Here is a 16,071-nt window from a genome sequence, read left to right on the forward strand (position 1 = left end):
TCGCAATGAACTTCATCGATACTCCGGAACTGCCTGTGAAACGACGCGAGGAGCTCGTATCTGCCCGCGATGGCGACGACGAGTTGCACTCGCTCACCCGAGTCGCCGAGGTACAACCCCTCAGCGTCAGGTCGCTGGAAGATCGCAGGCTGATCCATCGCCAGGATTCGATCCGGGTCCAGGCGGACGCCTTCCGCGATCTGCGAACGCGCCTGCTGACATTGGGTGGCAACCAGAGCTTCGTCACCCTGGTGGTGCCTGTAGGCCGCTGCAGCGGCGGCAGTTTCGTGGCACGCAACCTGGCGCTGGCATTCGCGTTCGACGAGGCCAAGACCGCTCTTCTTGTTGATTGCGACGCTCTGCATCCGAGCCAGCACACCGCTCTTGGCGTGAGCGCCGCCAGCGGGGGGCTGATGGACTACCTCCAGGACAGCGCCACCGAGCTGTCGCAGATCCAGTACCCGACCGGGATCCCGCGTTTGCACCTGATCCCGAACGGCGGTACACACGAGATTTCAGGCGAGTATTTCACCTCCCATCGCGCACGCACGCTGATCGACTCGTTGCGTAGCAGCGGCCCCAATCGCTACATCATCCTGGATGGCCCTTCGGTCCTGAACTCCCCGGATGCACGGATCCTGTCCGAGCTTGCCGACCTGGTGGTACTGGTCGCGGGATACGGCAAGGTCACCATCAGCAACATCGAGGAGGCAGCCGCAAATTTCGACCCGGCCAAGCTCGCCGGGATTGTATTCAATGATCTGCCGTGACGGCTCGGCCGGGGAGCACAGGATGCGGATCCGGGTGATCGCCGCGGCCCTGGTGGCGATAATCTCTGGCAACGCTTATGCCGCACGCGTCGACTACGCCATCGACGCTGGCATCGAGCACGACGACAACGTGCGCCTGGACGCAGTGAACCCGGTCGAGCAGCAAATCTGGCGCACCGGAATCGGCTTCCGGGCCACGGAGGATACGTCGACGATCCAGGCGAGCCTCGACGGTCGTGTCGACTACCGCATGTTCCAGGACCATGCTTATTCCGACAGCGTGGAAGGGATACTGGCGGGCCGCTTGAACTGGCTGATGATCCCGGACCGCCTGAGCTTCACCATTGAGGACAGCCTTGAGCTGCAGCCGATCGACCGCTTCGCCACCGACGCGCCCGACAACCGCCAGCAAGTCAACATCCTGTCGCTGGGTCCGACCCTGATGTTCAACATCGGCCCGACGATGCGGGGCCAGCTTGAAGCGCGTTACATCGATACCGACGCGGAAGTCACCCCCCAGTTCAACTCACAGCGCTGGGGCCTGGCGCTGCGCGCTGCCAAGGACCTTGGTCCGGCCAGTACGTTGTCATTCAACGCCCAGACGCAGGATGTCGACTTCGACGACGACCTTGCTGCCCTGGACCACAGGCGAAACGACCTGTATGTCCGTTATGAGCGTGTCTTTCCGAGCGTCGAGCTGGGTCTGGACCTGGGCTACTCACGCCTGGACTATCAACACACCGGCCACCGCTCCAACCCCCTGGCTCGCGGTGAACTCACCTGGCACCCGAGCGAGCGCAGCAGCTTCACCTTGTTTGCCGCCGACCAGTTTACCGACGCCGCCACGGCCGCCATCGGTGATATCGGCGGTGGGACAACCATTCCGGACCGTGTGCTGATCAACGGTGACACGATTACCGCGGCGGTCTACCGGCAACAACGCATCGCGTTGGGTTATGCCTACGATGGCACCCGTGCCACGTTCCTCATCGAGCCCTACGCGGAGCGAATCACCTACCCCGACGCGCTGAACTATGACGAAGACAACCGCGGCGTCATGATCGGCGTCGACTATCGCTTCCGCCCCACGCTGACGCTGTCGTCCTACGTGAATTTCGAGCGTGTCGACTATGGTCAGATCGACCGTATCGACGACACCCGCCATCTTTCACTGACCCTGGACAAACAGTGGTCGCGGCACTGGAGCACGGCCCTCAGCTATTACCGCTACGAGCGAAATAGCCCGGTGGAGACCGCCGACGCGGAGCAGAACGTCTGGTACCTGAGGGTCATCTACCGCAACCGGTAGGTGGGCTCCCTCGATGCCACGCCACAGCTGCCTGCAGGATGGAACAACATGAAATCGCTTGCCTCGTTTCGCCACTGGGTCAGGAAGTCTCCACACCCGGCAGCGGCAACACTTCGGACGCTGCGTCGACGCGCACATCGCATCACCCTGCCCGCTCCACGGGTGCTGGTGCGACCGTATCTGTGGCTGTTCCTGATGCTGCGCGGCGGCGTGTTTTTCCTGCGACGCGTACTTGTCGCAGAGCCATTGTTGAAGGCCTATTGCACGCGCGTGGGCAAGGGTGTCACCGCGGGAATATTCGTGCCCTGGGTGCAGGGCAGCGGGGAGCTGGTGTTGGGCGATCATGTCCACGTCAGCGGGAAGCTGGGCATCCATTTCGCAGCCAGTTTCGTTGAGCTGCCGCGGCTGGTGATCGGTGACCACACCGACCTGTCACACGACGTCCTGTTCGTGGTCGGCCGCGAGATCCGGCTCGGCTCACACGTGCAGGTTGCCGGCGGCGTCACCTTCCGGGACTCCGGTGGCCATCCGTCCGACCCGGGTCAACGCAAGGCCGGCGATGGGCCCAGCTTCGACGACGTCAAGCCGATCAGGGTCCACGACAACGTCTGGATTGGCACCGGCGTGCTGGTGATGCCAGGCACAGAGATTGGCGAGGGCAGCATCGTGTCGGCGCAATCGGTGGTCTCGGGTGTCATCCACCCGTACACGGTGGTCGCCGGCAATCCGGCCCGGCGCATCGCGACGCTGGCGCCGCCGCCCGGGCGGGAGCATCTGGTACCCGCGACCGCGCCGACAAAGCCCACAGCGGCTACCGGCCGTGCGGCGGCGCCAGCGGCGCCGTTGTGCCGGCCGTCAGCGCAATCGTCGTAGCGCGCCACCCACGCTGCCACTCGCTCCTCAGACCAGCGCCTCTACTACGTCGGGATGCCCCAGGAACGCACGTGGGCTGGCACTGCGTCCGTATGCGCCGGACTGGAACACCACCACCAGATCACCCACCTGCGCAACGGCGAGGTCCATGCGATCGGCAAGCAGGTCCAGCGGCGTACATAGCGGGCCAACCACGCTGGCGATTTCACGCTCGCCAGCCTGCCCCTTGATCGAAACGGGGTTGATCGAGACGGGATAGTTCCTTCGCAACACCTGGCCAAAGTTGCCTGACGCCGCAAGATGGTGGTGCATGCCACCATCGACCACCAGGAACACCTGGCCACGCGAGATCTTGCGGTCAACCACGCGGGTAACGTACAGCCCGGCTTCGCCGACCAGGTAACGGCCCAACTCAATGACCAGGTGAGCGCCAGGCATGTCGGCTTCCGCGCGCGCACCCAGTGTTGCCAGGTTATCGATCACCGGCGCCAGATCCAGTGGAGATTCGCCGGCGGTATAGGGAATGCCGAAGCCGCCTCCCAGGTTCAGGCTGCGCACGGGTGCCGGTAGCAAGTCCTGCCATTCCAGAGCCTGCTCATAGCTACGCAGTTGGGCCTCGACGATGGCCGCCTGGCGCAGGTTCTGCGAGCCGGCAAACATGTGAAAACCTTCGAACGCCAGTCCGGCGGTGGCAATCTCGGCCAGCAGCTCCGGCACCAGCTCCGCATCAACCCCGAACTGGCGCGCACCGCCGCTCATCTTCATGCCGGAGGCCTTGAGCTCGAACGGCAGGTTGACCCGCACCGCGACGCGTGCCGGTCGTCCATCGGCCTCACTGGCACGCGCCAGTATCCCGACCTCACGGAATGACTCGATATTGACCAGGATGCCGGCCGCATGCGCCTGCAACAACTCGCGATCGGACTTGCCTGGCCCGGCGAAACTGATGTGCTGCGCGGACATGCCCGAATCCAGCGCCACCCGCAGCTCGCCGGCGGAGGCCACATCAATACCATCGACCAGACCCGCCATATGGCACACCAGCGCCGGCATCGGGTTGGCCTTCATCGCATAGTGCAGCTGCACCTGCGGGGGCAGCAACGCCCGCAGCCCGTTTGCTCGCTCGCTCAAACGCGTCCGGTCATACAGATAGCACGGCGTTCCGCCGACCGCTGCCACCACCCGTGACAGCGGCTGGCCACCGGCAAGCACCAGCTCCCCGGCGCTGTCCCGAGGCCATTCGTCCGCGGGGTCGGGTTTCCTGGAAGCGCCGGTCACGCGGACACGGCCTTGCCGGCCAGGGCGGCATGGAAGTCGAGCAGTTGGGAGATATTGTGATGCCACTGCCGGTTGGCCGCGACGTAGGCACGCGCATTCGCACCGACACGCGTCAACCCGGCGGCGTCACGGCTCTGCACCAGCACCCGTTCAACGGCCGCGTCGAGATCACCCGCATTGAACATCCAACCCGTCTTGTCTTCGACCAGCACCTCACGGATAGGCGCGAAGTCCGGGGCTACCGGCGGCACGCCGCAAGCCATGAACTCGAACAACTTGACCGGCGAGGTGTAGTCACCAGCGCTGGGCAGGATGGCCATGTCCATCGCCGCGAGCAGACCCGGCACCTCGTCATGCGGGACCCGGCCAGTCAGTACCACCTGCGATCCAAGCGCGTGCGAATCGACAAATTCCTTGAGCGCGGGATAGGTCGCACCATCACCCACCAGCAGCAGCTTCAGGCTCGGCGCCTCGGCAAGGCGGCCGGCAATACGGTGCACGAAGGCATCGATCGCATGCCACGGCACGAATGCCCCCAGGTAACCGCAGACCGTGTGCCCCTCCAGTCCCAGTCGCTTGCGCGCCTCGTCCCGCTGGGTCGCGGTGAAGGTGAACTTGTCGATGTTGGCCGCATTCGGGGTCACGATGGCCGGCGCAATCTCACCGTGTGCCGCCTGGGCGCGGTCACGGAAAATGCCCGATACGAACACCAATCCCGATGCATTGCGCAACACCCAGCGTTCGACGGCGGTGGCGAGTTTCTGGAAAAACAGTGGACGGACCCGCACCGCCGTCGCCGAATCGTTGACCTCCAGGATGATCGGGATCCCGCGTTTGCGGGCGATCCGTATCGACTCGAACATGAACAACGAGTAGCGCTCGTAGATGAAGTCCACATCGGGGTTGCGGCGCAGCCACGCACGGATCCGCCACCCGGCCACCAGGTTGTAAGCAATCTCGACCAGCTCGAACAACGGCTCCGGCAAGTGGGTCACCGCGCCCATCCAGGGCTTGCCCTGGCGTGTCGGCGACATGGCCTTGGGTGACGAGTACGGATCGGCGCCCGGCAGCGAGATGATGTCGACTTCAACCCCCTGCGCGCGCAAGGCATCGGTGATGCCGCGAATGTGCACGCCCTCCACGGCCTTGCCCTGGGTGCGATGGTGGTAGAGCACGCGGCGTACGCGCGGCTGCCTGTCCCCGTCCGGCATGATCATCTCCTGCTGGTCAACTTGTTGGCTCTTGCCCAATGCGTCATTCATGCGTCCGGCTGCCCGGCATCTGTCGCCCGCGCATTCGCCAGCGACCTGCCAAATGTGTTTTTCTTCATCAACCTCGCGGTCAGGCGCTCACCGGACATCCGCGCGCCATGGCGCCGGATGTCAACCCAGTGAAGCCTGCGCGCGTCGCTGGCCAGGCGGCGCTTGTACTCCTGGGCACCGGCGAGGAAGTCGAACTGATCCCATCCCTCGGCCAGCGCCTGCTCGATCGTTGCGTGCAATGCAGCCAGCCCGGGACGGTCGTGCTTGGGCAGCGCGCCGTAGTTCAGGCCGCTGTTGTAGTAATAAATCCGATCACGCCAAGCGAGGTTGTAGACATAACCAACGATGAGCGGTCCGGCGCTGACGCGGGTCAACCGGGTGAAACCAGTGCCCGTGCCAGCGCCCACCAGGGCGCGATGGAACTGGCAGAAGAACGCGCTTGAGAACGAACCCGGCTTGCCCCGGGTCTTCCAGTATCGGGTGTGCAGATCGGCGAGTTCATCGAGCCAGGCCAGGGCGGTATTCGCATCCCCCGCGACCTGTGCACACAACTCGCCATGTGCGTGGTAACCCCGCCGGGTCTGGTTGAGCGACCCGCGGGTACTGGCGCCGAGACTGGCGTGATAGCTGCGCTGCGACGCCCGCAGCGCAGCCAGGTCAACGAAGTACGATGGGCGTGCGTCGACACTTGCCGCATCCAGGCCGGCCGGCAGCGCAGACAGGATGGCGTCGGCTTGGGCGGTGGCACTGATCCTCAACCGACGCCAGCTCCCACCCAGGCGCTCGATGGACTCGAACAGCGTCGCATACCCGAGGGCTTCGGCGCCGGCGCGCACCAGCAGGCCGGCGTACTCGATGGTGACCTGATCAACCTGGGCATCGCCGGTCTCCTGCAGCAACAACGAGTGGCTGCCAAACAAGCGACCCACGCCGCGCTCGGGCGCCTTCACCAACAAGCACAGCGCAAACACCCCGGTCTCGTCGGAGGCCCGGAACACCAGTGGGCGGCAGGTGCCTGGCAGCATCGCGAGCCACGTCGATACCCACGCCCAGGAGGTAAAGGGGGAAGCGTCGCACTGGGACTCCAAACGCATCCAATCGACGGCGAGCCCCGGATACCGGTCCACGTCGAGTAATTCACCACGCACCGCCGACGCAGTGGCGACGCTTGCCCGGGCAGGTGCTACACGACGGCTGGCAATCAACATGTCCATGCTCTGGCGATACTCCTAACCATCCAGGTCGATATTGGTGAAATGCAGATCGGGCGGCCCACCTGCACGCAAGCCCTGGTTCAACCAGCAACCAAAGATCTGTTGCCGCCCGCGCTCGACAAACCCCACCGATCGCCACGAACTGATCGAAGTGTCCGGGCCACAGATATGGATACTGATCGCCGAATATCCGTCACGCCGCGCTTGGCGAACCAGCGACTCCACCAATGCCCGCGTCGGCGTCCCGCCGGGTTCCGCCGACCAGAAGTCCTGCACATCCAGGATATGCGGCCACTGGGGATCCACGTCACAGGCGAACCAGGCGCGTGCCTCGCCGCTTACGGCATCACTGACCACAAGGTAACGCGTGATGGGATCGGCCGACTGGTCAAACCGCCAGCCCAGCATCCGGGCATCGCGCGTGGCCGTCAGCGCCGTACCGGGCCCGGAGGTCGCCCAGATCTGGTCCATGCGTCCGTCCACGACCTTTACCCATTCGGTCTCGTGGGTCGACCCCGGCGACACCCCGCGGAACCGATCGCCCACATCGGCGATCCAACCGACAAGGCGCGCCACGGGAGCCAGCAGGGCAGGCAACCGGCGCGCCAGATAGAAACCATGCCGCACCAGCTTTATATGCCGCTCCATCACGCCGACCGGCTTCAGCCCCGCCCGCCTCAGCGCGGCATCGGCGCCTTCACTGTTTCGCGGCAATCCATATATGAAGTCGAAGCGCCCTGCTCCCGCGGCAAGCAGTTCATCGAGCAGCATCAAGGCAGGGCCCAGCGAGCGGTGCTCCGGATCAATGGCCAGATGGGACACCACGCCTACGCGGACCTCGTCGCCACCCAGGCTCATCAGCCGTGGCGCCAAAGCCGCCACGCCTACCCGGCGACCGCTGGATCCATCAACGATGAAGCGCAGCGCGGGCGCGCCAAACGGCGAGCGCACGAACAGCGCGTCAAAGCGTTCCCCCTGCAGCTCGTCGCAACCACTGAGGTTGCCGCGCCAGGCCTGGATCGTCGCGCTGCGGGCATCATCAGCGCTGTCGGCGGCACATATCGAGTAGGCAGGGACCGCAACGGCGCACTCAACGCCCATGTCCTTGCTCCACGTCCGTGCCGCCAACCAGCACCGGCGGCTCATGCAGGTAGCGGGTCGTGCGGCGCTTGTTGTCGATGTCGGCGTAAATCGACTCCGCCCGTGCCACGTCGATGTCCAGCGCACGCCCCAGTTCACCGGCCGGATAGCCGTGGTCGCGCGCCCAAAGCGCTAGATCCATTTCCCGGTAGGGCAACGCGAAATAGAACTCGTCCTGTCCCTGCGCGAGGCTGTAGGTGTCGGTCGTCGGCACCACGTCGCAGACCCGCTCTGGCAGGCCGAGATGCCGCGCCATCGCGTAGACCTGGGTCTTGTACAAGTGGGCAATCGGCTTGATGTCCGCGGAGCCATCGCCGTTTTTCACGAAGAAGCCCTGGTCGTACTCCAGATGGTTGGGGGTGCCGACCACGGCATAATTGAGCCGGTCCGCGTGGTAGTACTCCAGGGTCTTGCGGATGCGTTGCTTGAAGTTGGTCGCCGCAACAATCTGCAGGTATTCCGAGAGGCTGAGCGCACACTCATGTATCGTCCCGTCCGGTGCCTCGGCGACCAGCTTGAAGATGTTGACGCGGCCCTCGACTCCGCCATCGATCACGATCTTGAAGCGCCAGCCATCCGCATAGGCGGGCAGTGCACGACGCACCGCGGCATCGCGCTCGGCGTAACAGCCGATGGCCTCCAGCGCCGGGGCAATATCCACCGTCAATGCGCGGATGCCCAGATGCCCGGCAAGGATGCCGGCCCGGACGGCGCTGTCGTCATGGGAGTCACGCTCCGGCAGGATCAACGCAAACACGCGTTCCGGTCCAAGCGCACGCACCGCCAGCGCCGCGCAGCACGACGAGTCGATGCCACCGGAAATCGCCACCACCAGCCCACGTTTGTGCAACACGCCAGCGGTAACCTCACGCACGCGGGCGGCGATACGCGCCGCTTCGCGCTCCAGGTCGATCTTGAGCACATCGAAAGTCAGCGGTTTCACGGAACCTCCTGCACGGCGGACGACACAGCTGATGTCGGCCCGGTCCATGACCGCTCGGCCAATGAGGGATCGACCAGTACGGCGCGCCGGACCTTGCCGGAAGCAGTCCTTGGCAATGCCGGTACAAACTCCACGTGCCGGGGAACCTTGTAGGTCGCCAGGCGCTGGCGGCAATGGCCACGGACCAGGTCGGCATCCACCCGCGCGCCGTCACCGACCACGATGAAGGCCTTGATGACCTGTCCCAGCGTTGGCTCATCGACGCCGACGACCGCGGCATCAACGACCCCGGGCAACTCGCACACGACTTCTTCCACATCCAGCGGGTGCACGCGGTGCGCCCCGGTCTTGATCATGTCGCTGCGTCGCCCGTCCAGGTACAGATAGCCCTCGTCATCGATATGCCCCATGTCACCGGTGCGCAGCCAACCGTCGCGCAGTACCCGTGCGGTGGCGACCGGGTCGTTCCAGTAGCCGGCCATGACGTTGTCGCCGCGCGCCCAGACTTCACCTGCGGCACCCGGCGGCAGCGTCCGGCCGGCGTCGTCACGCACTTCAACCTGCACACCGGGGATCGCTTTGCCGGCTGATCCGGGCTTGTCATCCAGACGCTCTGGCGGTAGCCATGCCAGACGTGCGGTGGCCTCGGTCTGGCCATACATCACGAACAATCGCGCCTGCGGGATAGCCTCGCGCACCTGCTTGATGAGCGCCGGATGCATTGCCCCGCCGGCCTGGGTGAGATACCGCAATGAGGACAGGTCGTGCTCGGCAAGGGGCACCCGTTCAAGCAGCAACGAGAATGTCGATGGGACGCCGGAAAATCCGGTGACCCGCTCACGCTCGATGGTTTCCACGACCACGACCGGGAACACCAGGTTCGGCTCAAGTACCACGCGACCGCCGACCGCCAGATGCGTGTGCAGCACCGATGCGCCATAGGAGTAATAGAACGGCAGTACCGTGACCGTGCTGTCGCGTCGGGTCAGCTCCAGATAGCTGACGATGGCGCCGGTATTGGCGGCCACGTTCGCGTGGGTCAGGGTCACCCCCTTGGGTGAGCCGGTAGTGCCGGACGTGTACAGGATGGTCGCAACCGGTTCGACAATGTGTGCGGTCGACAGCGCTGGTGCAGATTCAAGCACCTGCTGCCAAACGATGCCGCCGGCCGGTACTTCTCCCGCGCCCAATACGATGCGCAATGGCGCAGAGCCGACCGCAGCCAGCGCCGCATCGACTTCCTTGTTTCCGGCCTCGTGAACCAGCACCTTCGGCCGGGCATGACGGAGCCAGGCGCCCAGTTCGTGTCCTCGGGCCTGCACATTCAGCGGCACCGCCACACAGCCGCCCAACCAACTGCCGTAGCAGGCGATGACGGCTTCGGTGCAGTTGGGCAGCGCCATGGCGATACGCTCGCCGGCGCCCAGTCCGCGCGCCCGCAGCCATCCGGCGAAACGCTTCGCACCATCCGCCAGTTCCCCGTAGGTCACCCGGCGCTCGCCATCCACGATCGCAACCCGGTGCGGGTCGGATCGGGCGGTGGCAAGCAAGCGTGAGGCAAGCGGTTGCATCGTGTGACTCACGCCGCCATCTTTCGGGACAGGAACGCACTGATGGTGTCGAGCGAATCAAAGTTTGCCGGGACCATCTCCGCAGGCTGGACGCGGATGCCGTAGGTCGTCTCCATGAACTCGATAAGCTCGAGGATCCCGGTCGAATCCACGATTCCACCACGGATCAGTGACGTGTCATCGGCAAGGGCGCTGGTGTCCTCGGTAAACAGGAAGTTGCCGAGGATGAAGGGCTTGATCGTACTCTTGAAGTCCATTGCAGTCGGTGGCTCGCAGCATCAGGTACAAAGTAGAACGACATCCGCTGCGGCAACCGGCCGACACTCGTATTTGCAGCCGTTTGGGTTTGCCGCCGCTCGAGCGCGTCGCTCAGGGGCCGCGGCCGGCCAGTACCTGCTCGCAAGCGGCCAGGGTGTCAGTGGCGACGTCATCCCAGCCACGTCGCATCGACACTGCCATTGCCGCGCGATCCCAGTCGCTTGCCAATGCCGTGTCCAACGCCCGTTCCAGCGCCGCCGGATCGCGGGGCGGCACCAGGATGCCACTGCGCGGGTTGACGATCTCCCCCGCGCCACCGACATCACTCACCACCACCGGGCATCCACACGCAATGGCTTCGACCACCACGTTGGGGTAGCCCTCCGACCAACTCGGCAGCGTCAGCACGTCGGAGGCGCCGATCCACTCCGCGACGCCGGTCGGCTCCATGCTGCCCGGCAGATACACGCGCGACTCCAGTGCATGGCCGCGGATCAGCTCCGGCAGCTGTGTCCGCATCACACCGTCGCCGACCAGCGCCAGGCGCGCGCGCGGATCGCGCCCGGCGATGGCGGCGAATGCCTGCAACAGCTCGATGAGGCCCTTGGATTCGACGAACCGCCCCACATAGGTGACCAGCCGCGCATCAGGCTCGATTCCCAGGCGCGTGCGCATGGTGCTGCGGTCACGGGGATGAAACACCTGGGTATCGATGCCGTTGACGATCGTGCGCACCTTGGAGCCCGGTGCGCCAAAGGTGTCGATGGCAGCGGCGCGCATGGCCTGGCTGACGGTGAGCACCGCGTCCGCGCCGGCGAGCACCTTGCGTGTCAGGTAGGCGTTGACACCCGATCGCACGTGGATATCCGAGCCACGCGCGCCGACGATGCAAGGCACACCCAACCGTCGCGCTGCGTGGAGCGCCGCGTAGCCATCGGGATATACCCAGTAGGCGAGTACCACGTCAGGCCGGAATGCACGCAGCCGCGGGGTCAGCGCATGGGCACCGACAACGCCATTGGTGGCTCGCGAAAGCCCGGGCACCCCCGGGTAGGTATAGGGTTCCAGCTCAATGCCATCGAGCTGGTAGTCCGCGCCAACCTCGCCATGCAGGAAGCTGCGCGGTGCCAGCCCGGGCAAGCGCAGATAGCGCACCTGTGGCAGGAACACCCGCACCGTGGCCAGCCGGCCCAGCGCGCGCGCGGTCTCGTGGATGTAGCGGCCCCGGGTCTTGTCATGGGGTACCGGCAATATCGGCGTCACCAGGGCGATGCGAAGCGTGGACGGCTTGTCGCGGGATGCCGCTGCCTCAGGCACTGGCTGTGCGCTGGTCATGACATTGCCAGCAGTATCTTGAGCATCACGTAGAACCCCACGACCGCGACGCAGCCCAGCAGCAACCAGCGAAGCAGGTCCTGGCTGAGGTGGAATGGCCGGATGTCCGGGAACCGCTCCCGTACCCCGGTGAAATGCGCCACGACCAGCGCGGCCAGCAGGTACGGCAGCATGACGTAGCTGCGGCTGAGGAAGAACGCGGTGGAGGCATACCCCACCAGCGACACCAGCAACGTCATCGCAATCGTGCGGTCGCGCTGCCACTCGAGCGCGTCCTCATCGTCTACCAACTCGGGTACGTGACGCAGGATCCGAACCATCATCCAGAAGCAGTAGCCCATGAAGGCAAACCAGATGATGAAACCGATGAACCCATTCTCGGCCAGCACCAGAATGAGCGAGTTGTGTGCAGTGAGCGCGTTGAAATCGGTAAACCGACCCGTGCCGACACCGATCACGGGGTTGGCAATGAACATCTGCATCCCTTCGTACCACGCTTCCACGCGACCGCTCGCGGATTGCTCCTGAACGTCGAGCTGATCCAGTCGTGACGGCAGCAGTTTCAACAGCGTCAGGCAGACCGCGGCCAGCACCAACGCGGTGACCGGCCCGCGTCGCTGCCACAGGTAGGCCCCGCTCATCACTACCAGCGCGAGCAACGAGCCACGCGAGTTGGTGAGATAGATTCCGTACAGCAGCAAGCCCGCGGCCGTCATCCAGACCAGTCGCCGCAAACCCAATAATCCGCCACGGCCGCCGAGATAGACGGCCATGGGCATGCAGATCACAAACAGCATGCCCAGATCATTTGGGTCGCTGAAGATACCGACGTACTGGATGCGGCCGTCATCGACCAGCGGCATCCCGGTCCAGCCCAGCCCGGTCGCGGACTGCTTGATGCCATGTATTGCCAGCAGCACGGCGCAGGCCGTAAACACACCAATGACGAACACCACCCGTTTGCGGGTCAGGGTTGTGTTGGCAAGCAGGACGAACGCGACCAGCGTCGGGGCGAACACGTTGAAATGCTCCACCGCGCCGCCGGTCCAGCCGTTGATGGCAACCGACAGGCTGGTGACCACCAGCAGCAGCGCCAGCAGCACGTACTGGGGTTCGTCAAAACGCTTGTCACTGGACGGCAGCCATGCCAGCAGCGCCGTCACCAACGCGATCGGCAGGAACGGAATGCCCGTCTGCGCCCATTGCGGATACTCCTGGGGACGTACCAGCACGAGCACCAGGTAAGCCACGATGAAAATGAAAGGAACCAATGTCAGGCGTCTCCCGCAGAACCATCCGCCCGTACTCCACGGGCTCGCGCCGAATCGGGCCGCGCCGCACGCGATACCTCCATCGACACGCAGGGACAACGCAAGCGACTGCCGCGCGGGGTCACCACAGATGCAGCGTCCGCCGGCGAACGAATGCCACGGTCGCCTGCGCGGAATACAGGTTCATGTGAACGAAGGCAACCAGCAGCCTGACCGGCCACATCGACGCCAGTCGCGGTACCGCCGGAGCCGCCGCCACTACCACCGCAACCAGCGCCGCGGCGACCAGGCATGCCCGATAGAACGGATGCTGCGAAGCCAGCGCAGCAACCGCAACCAGCATCAACAACAGCGCCCACGGCGCCACCAGGCGCAGCAGCTTATGGCAACTGAAACGGAACCAGATCGGGTTCTGCAGCGGGTTGGCCAGCCATGGCGCCAGTTGTACCAGTTGCAGGTTGCCAGCGAGCGTGCGGACCTTGCGCCGTCGCTCGTCTGCAACCGAGTCCGAGGCGTGGTCCCAGGCCCGCGCGCCCGGCTCGAACACCACCCGCCGGCGTTGCCGGACCACCTGCATCGGAACCAGCACATCGTCCAGCACCGTGCCCTCGGGCAACGGGACGAAAAGCTCCCTGCGCACCGCGTACAGCGCGCCACTCACTCCCACCACCGAACCGGCCTGGCTTTCCGCATGCCGAATGGCCTTTTCATAGCGCCAGTAGGCATCCACGCTGGCGGCAAACCCGGTGCCGGGGTGCTCGAAACGCAACTCCCCGCCCACGGCACCCACCATGGGATCGGCCAGACAGGCCACCAGTGCCCGCAGTGCCAGCAGTTCGATGCGTTGGCGCACGTCGACCATCAGCAGGATGTCCCCACTCGCCGCCGCGACGGCGTCGTTGAGACACGCCGCCTTGCCACGGCGACGGCTGAACTCGAGCACCTGCACGCGCCGGGCGTCCATGGCGCGGCAGGCATCGGCCGTCCGGTCCGTGCAGCCATCGCAGACCACCACGACATCCAGCAATGCCGAGGGATAATCCAGCGACAGCAGGTTCTCCAGCTTGGCACGCACCCGTTTTTCACCGTCATACACACAAACAATGGCGGTGACAGTCGGGGTGATGGGCGATCTCGCCACCGGCTGGGGCCGGAGTTTTGCCAGCACATGCACCCACGCGGGATATCCGACATAGGTGAACGTGATCAGCGCCGCGCAGCCCCAGAAGACGATGCTCATCGCTTCCGGCTCCCGTCAATGCCCATTCGGCAACCCCTGCGCCCAGCGCCCAATGGGCCCCGCCAGGCGGGCGTGCAGACGCGGGTACTGCGCCAGGAACCCAAGCAGTTGCGCCGCATCGGGCGCCCGCCACGCCCCGAAAACAACACTGCCGGAAACAAAAACAACGGCGTACAGGACACTTGCCACCCAACCGATCCATTGCCCCGGCACCATGATCATCGGCACCGCAGCGACCATCGCGGCAACCACGGCGGCGAGCAGCAGTCGGGCCAGTTCGCGCCACGGCACATGCATGCGCATCATCCGGCTGATTCCGCAGGCAATGGCGATGAAGACGATGAGTCGTGAGCCGGCGTGTGCGATCACTGCGCCCATCAGCCCAAAACGGGGAATCAACCAGAAAGCCAGGGCAGCGGTGATGCCCAGCGACACGGCGACGAAGACGACGCGGATGCGTTGGTTGTCGGTGGTGGAAAGCAGTGCGTTGAGAGCGCCATCGGCGAGCGTCAGCCCGGCCACCGCAATCATGATCTGGAAGGGAAGGATCACTCCAGCGTAGGCATCTCCGTACAGGAGCGTGACCGCGGGTGCCGCCACCAACACGCCGATGCCGGCCAGCAATAGACCGATGAACGAGAAATAGCGCATCGCGCTGGCCATGATCAGCCCGGCGCGCTCGTCGCGTCCCTGTCCATACGCGTGCGCCATCATCGGCATCAGCACCGTCGACAAACCGGAGGACAACATCTCCATGCCCCCCTTGGTCAGCGCACCGGCAATCGCGAAATAGCCGACCGCCGCCGCGCCCACAAGATCGTTCAGCAGATAGGTCTCGATGGACTTGTTGTTGAATGCGTAGGCCAACGCGAGGATCAACGTCCAGAACAGATGGGGGCGCAACCGCGCCAGCAACTCGGGGGGCACCGGGGCCCGGGTGGGATGCAGGCCACGTGCACGCAGCCGTAGCCGTGACGACACCGCGTAGCCCACGCTGGTCGCCGCAAACAGCGCCATGTAACCGATAAGCCCGGCCCCCATCTGCATGAGTACCAGCACGGCGATGATGTTGATGATGCTCATCACCACGGCCGACAGCGCCTCGACCTCGTAACGGCCGTAGCCCTTGCCAACGGAGGCGTCGAACAGGAACAGCGCCTTCGGGATCGCTGCACACAATGTCAGTGCGACGAAGACCCATGCGTGTCCTTCCCAACCGTCCGGCATCGAGAATGGAAACAACGCCGCGAAGGCCACGGCAACCAACATCAGGCATGCGTATTGGCGGCGCCGTGCCCAGCCATGGACGGCGCGTGCCGACCCGGGTGACTGGCGCCCCAGGCTTTCGGAGACGAAGCGGATCGTCGAAGCATTCAAGCCGTTGTTGCCGATCATGATCAGCAGACCGGCCAACCAGACGACGTAGGCGTAGCGCCCAAAATCGTCGGGCCCCAGCACCCGTGCAACGATGATGCTGGCCAGCAGCCCCAGTGCGTAGGTGACATACGTTGACCCCATCACCATCATCGCACCGCGAATTGCGGCGAGACCGCTGAACTGCTGGTTTGTCTGCTTGTTTATGTGCTGGTGCGACAAGGGATGTGATC

14 protein-coding genes are annotated in these 16,071 nt (G+C 64.9%); 3 read left to right on the top strand and 11 right to left on the bottom strand.

Annotated elements, in window-relative coordinates; translation table 11 throughout:
* Window positions 1-5: 5 nt before the first annotated feature.
* The 3 genes from ACW7G6_RS04640 to ACW7G6_RS04650 are packed head-to-tail and all read left to right on the top strand — an operon-like array spanning window position 6 to window position 2,952.
* A complete protein-coding gene (locus tag ACW7G6_RS04640) occupies window positions 6-770 on the top strand; it encodes a polysaccharide biosynthesis protein (protein ID WP_456979672.1) in 765 nt (254 codons plus the stop codon).
* Window positions 757-2,079 (top strand): hypothetical protein, encoded by a 1,323-nt coding sequence (locus ACW7G6_RS04645; protein WP_456979673.1) that lies wholly within the window; start codon window positions 757-759, stop codon window positions 2,077-2,079. Before ACW7G6_RS04640 ends, ACW7G6_RS04645 begins: the two co-directional genes overlap by 14 nt.
* 48 nt (window positions 2,080-2,127) lie before the next feature.
* Window positions 2,128-2,952, top strand: a complete 825-nt coding sequence (locus tag ACW7G6_RS04650; protein WP_456979674.1) for an acyltransferase — start codon at window positions 2,128-2,130, stop codon at window positions 2,950-2,952.
* A gap of 27 nt (window positions 2,953-2,979) precedes the next feature.
* Here the strand turns inward: ACW7G6_RS04650 and ACW7G6_RS04655 are convergent, their stop codons facing one another.
* The 11 genes from ACW7G6_RS04655 to ACW7G6_RS04705 all read right to left on the bottom strand — a co-directional run bounded on the left by ACW7G6_RS04655 (window position 2,980) and on the right by ACW7G6_RS04705 (window position 15,991).
* Window positions 2,980-4,230, bottom strand: a complete 1,251-nt coding sequence (locus tag ACW7G6_RS04655) for a pyridoxal-dependent decarboxylase, exosortase A system-associated (protein ID WP_456979675.1) — start codon at window positions 4,228-4,230, stop codon at window positions 2,980-2,982.
* Window positions 4,227-5,492 (bottom strand): glycosyltransferase family 4 protein, encoded by a 1,266-nt coding sequence (locus tag ACW7G6_RS04660; protein ID WP_456979676.1) that lies wholly within the window; start codon window positions 5,490-5,492, stop codon window positions 4,227-4,229. The genes ACW7G6_RS04655 and ACW7G6_RS04660 overlap by 4 nt, the downstream gene beginning before the upstream one ends.
* Entirely contained in the window at window positions 5,489-6,706 is a 1,218-nt protein-coding gene (locus tag ACW7G6_RS04665) for a GNAT family N-acetyltransferase (protein ID WP_456997637.1), read from the bottom strand. The genes ACW7G6_RS04660 and ACW7G6_RS04665 overlap by 4 nt, the downstream gene beginning before the upstream one ends.
* 15 nt (window positions 6,707-6,721) lie before the next feature.
* Window positions 6,722-7,807, bottom strand: coding sequence for a hypothetical protein (locus tag ACW7G6_RS04670; RefSeq protein WP_456997638.1), 1,086 nt, complete (start codon window positions 7,805-7,807; stop codon window positions 6,722-6,724).
* Window positions 7,797-8,789: an NAD(+) synthase gene (gene nadE, locus ACW7G6_RS04675; protein WP_456997639.1), complete on the bottom strand. Its 993-nt coding sequence runs from the start codon at window positions 8,787-8,789 to the stop codon at window positions 7,797-7,799. Before nadE ends, ACW7G6_RS04670 begins: the two co-directional genes overlap by 11 nt.
* On the bottom strand, window positions 8,786-10,360 hold the full coding sequence (locus ACW7G6_RS04680; protein WP_456979680.1) for a class I adenylate-forming enzyme family protein: 1,575 nt from the start codon (window positions 10,358-10,360) through the stop codon (window positions 8,786-8,788). The genes nadE and ACW7G6_RS04680 overlap by 4 nt, the downstream gene beginning before the upstream one ends.
* 8 nt (window positions 10,361-10,368) lie before the next feature.
* The gene (locus ACW7G6_RS04685) at window positions 10,369-10,617 is read right to left on the bottom strand and encodes an acyl carrier protein (RefSeq protein WP_456979681.1); all 249 of its coding nucleotides are present in this window, start codon (window positions 10,615-10,617) and stop codon (window positions 10,369-10,371) included.
* A gap of 112 nt (window positions 10,618-10,729) precedes the next feature.
* Complete coding sequence (locus tag ACW7G6_RS04690; protein ID WP_456997640.1) at window positions 10,730-11,953, bottom strand: glycosyltransferase; 1,224 nt, start codon at window positions 11,951-11,953, stop codon at window positions 10,730-10,732.
* On the bottom strand, window positions 11,950-13,224 hold the full coding sequence (locus ACW7G6_RS04695; RefSeq protein WP_456997641.1) for an O-antigen ligase family protein: 1,275 nt from the start codon (window positions 13,222-13,224) through the stop codon (window positions 11,950-11,952). Before ACW7G6_RS04695 ends, ACW7G6_RS04690 begins: the two co-directional genes overlap by 4 nt.
* 121 nt (window positions 13,225-13,345) lie before the next feature.
* Window positions 13,346-14,464 (bottom strand): glycosyltransferase family 2 protein, encoded by a 1,119-nt coding sequence (locus tag ACW7G6_RS04700; protein WP_456979684.1) that lies wholly within the window; start codon window positions 14,462-14,464, stop codon window positions 13,346-13,348.
* Window positions 14,465-14,479: 15 nt separating this feature from the next.
* Window positions 14,480-15,991 (bottom strand): oligosaccharide flippase family protein, encoded by a 1,512-nt coding sequence (locus tag ACW7G6_RS04705; protein ID WP_456979902.1) that lies wholly within the window; start codon window positions 15,989-15,991, stop codon window positions 14,480-14,482.
* Between the last annotated feature and the right edge of the window lie 80 nt (window positions 15,992-16,071).

The sequence above is a fragment of the Lysobacter sp. A421 genome, assembly GCF_054052145.1.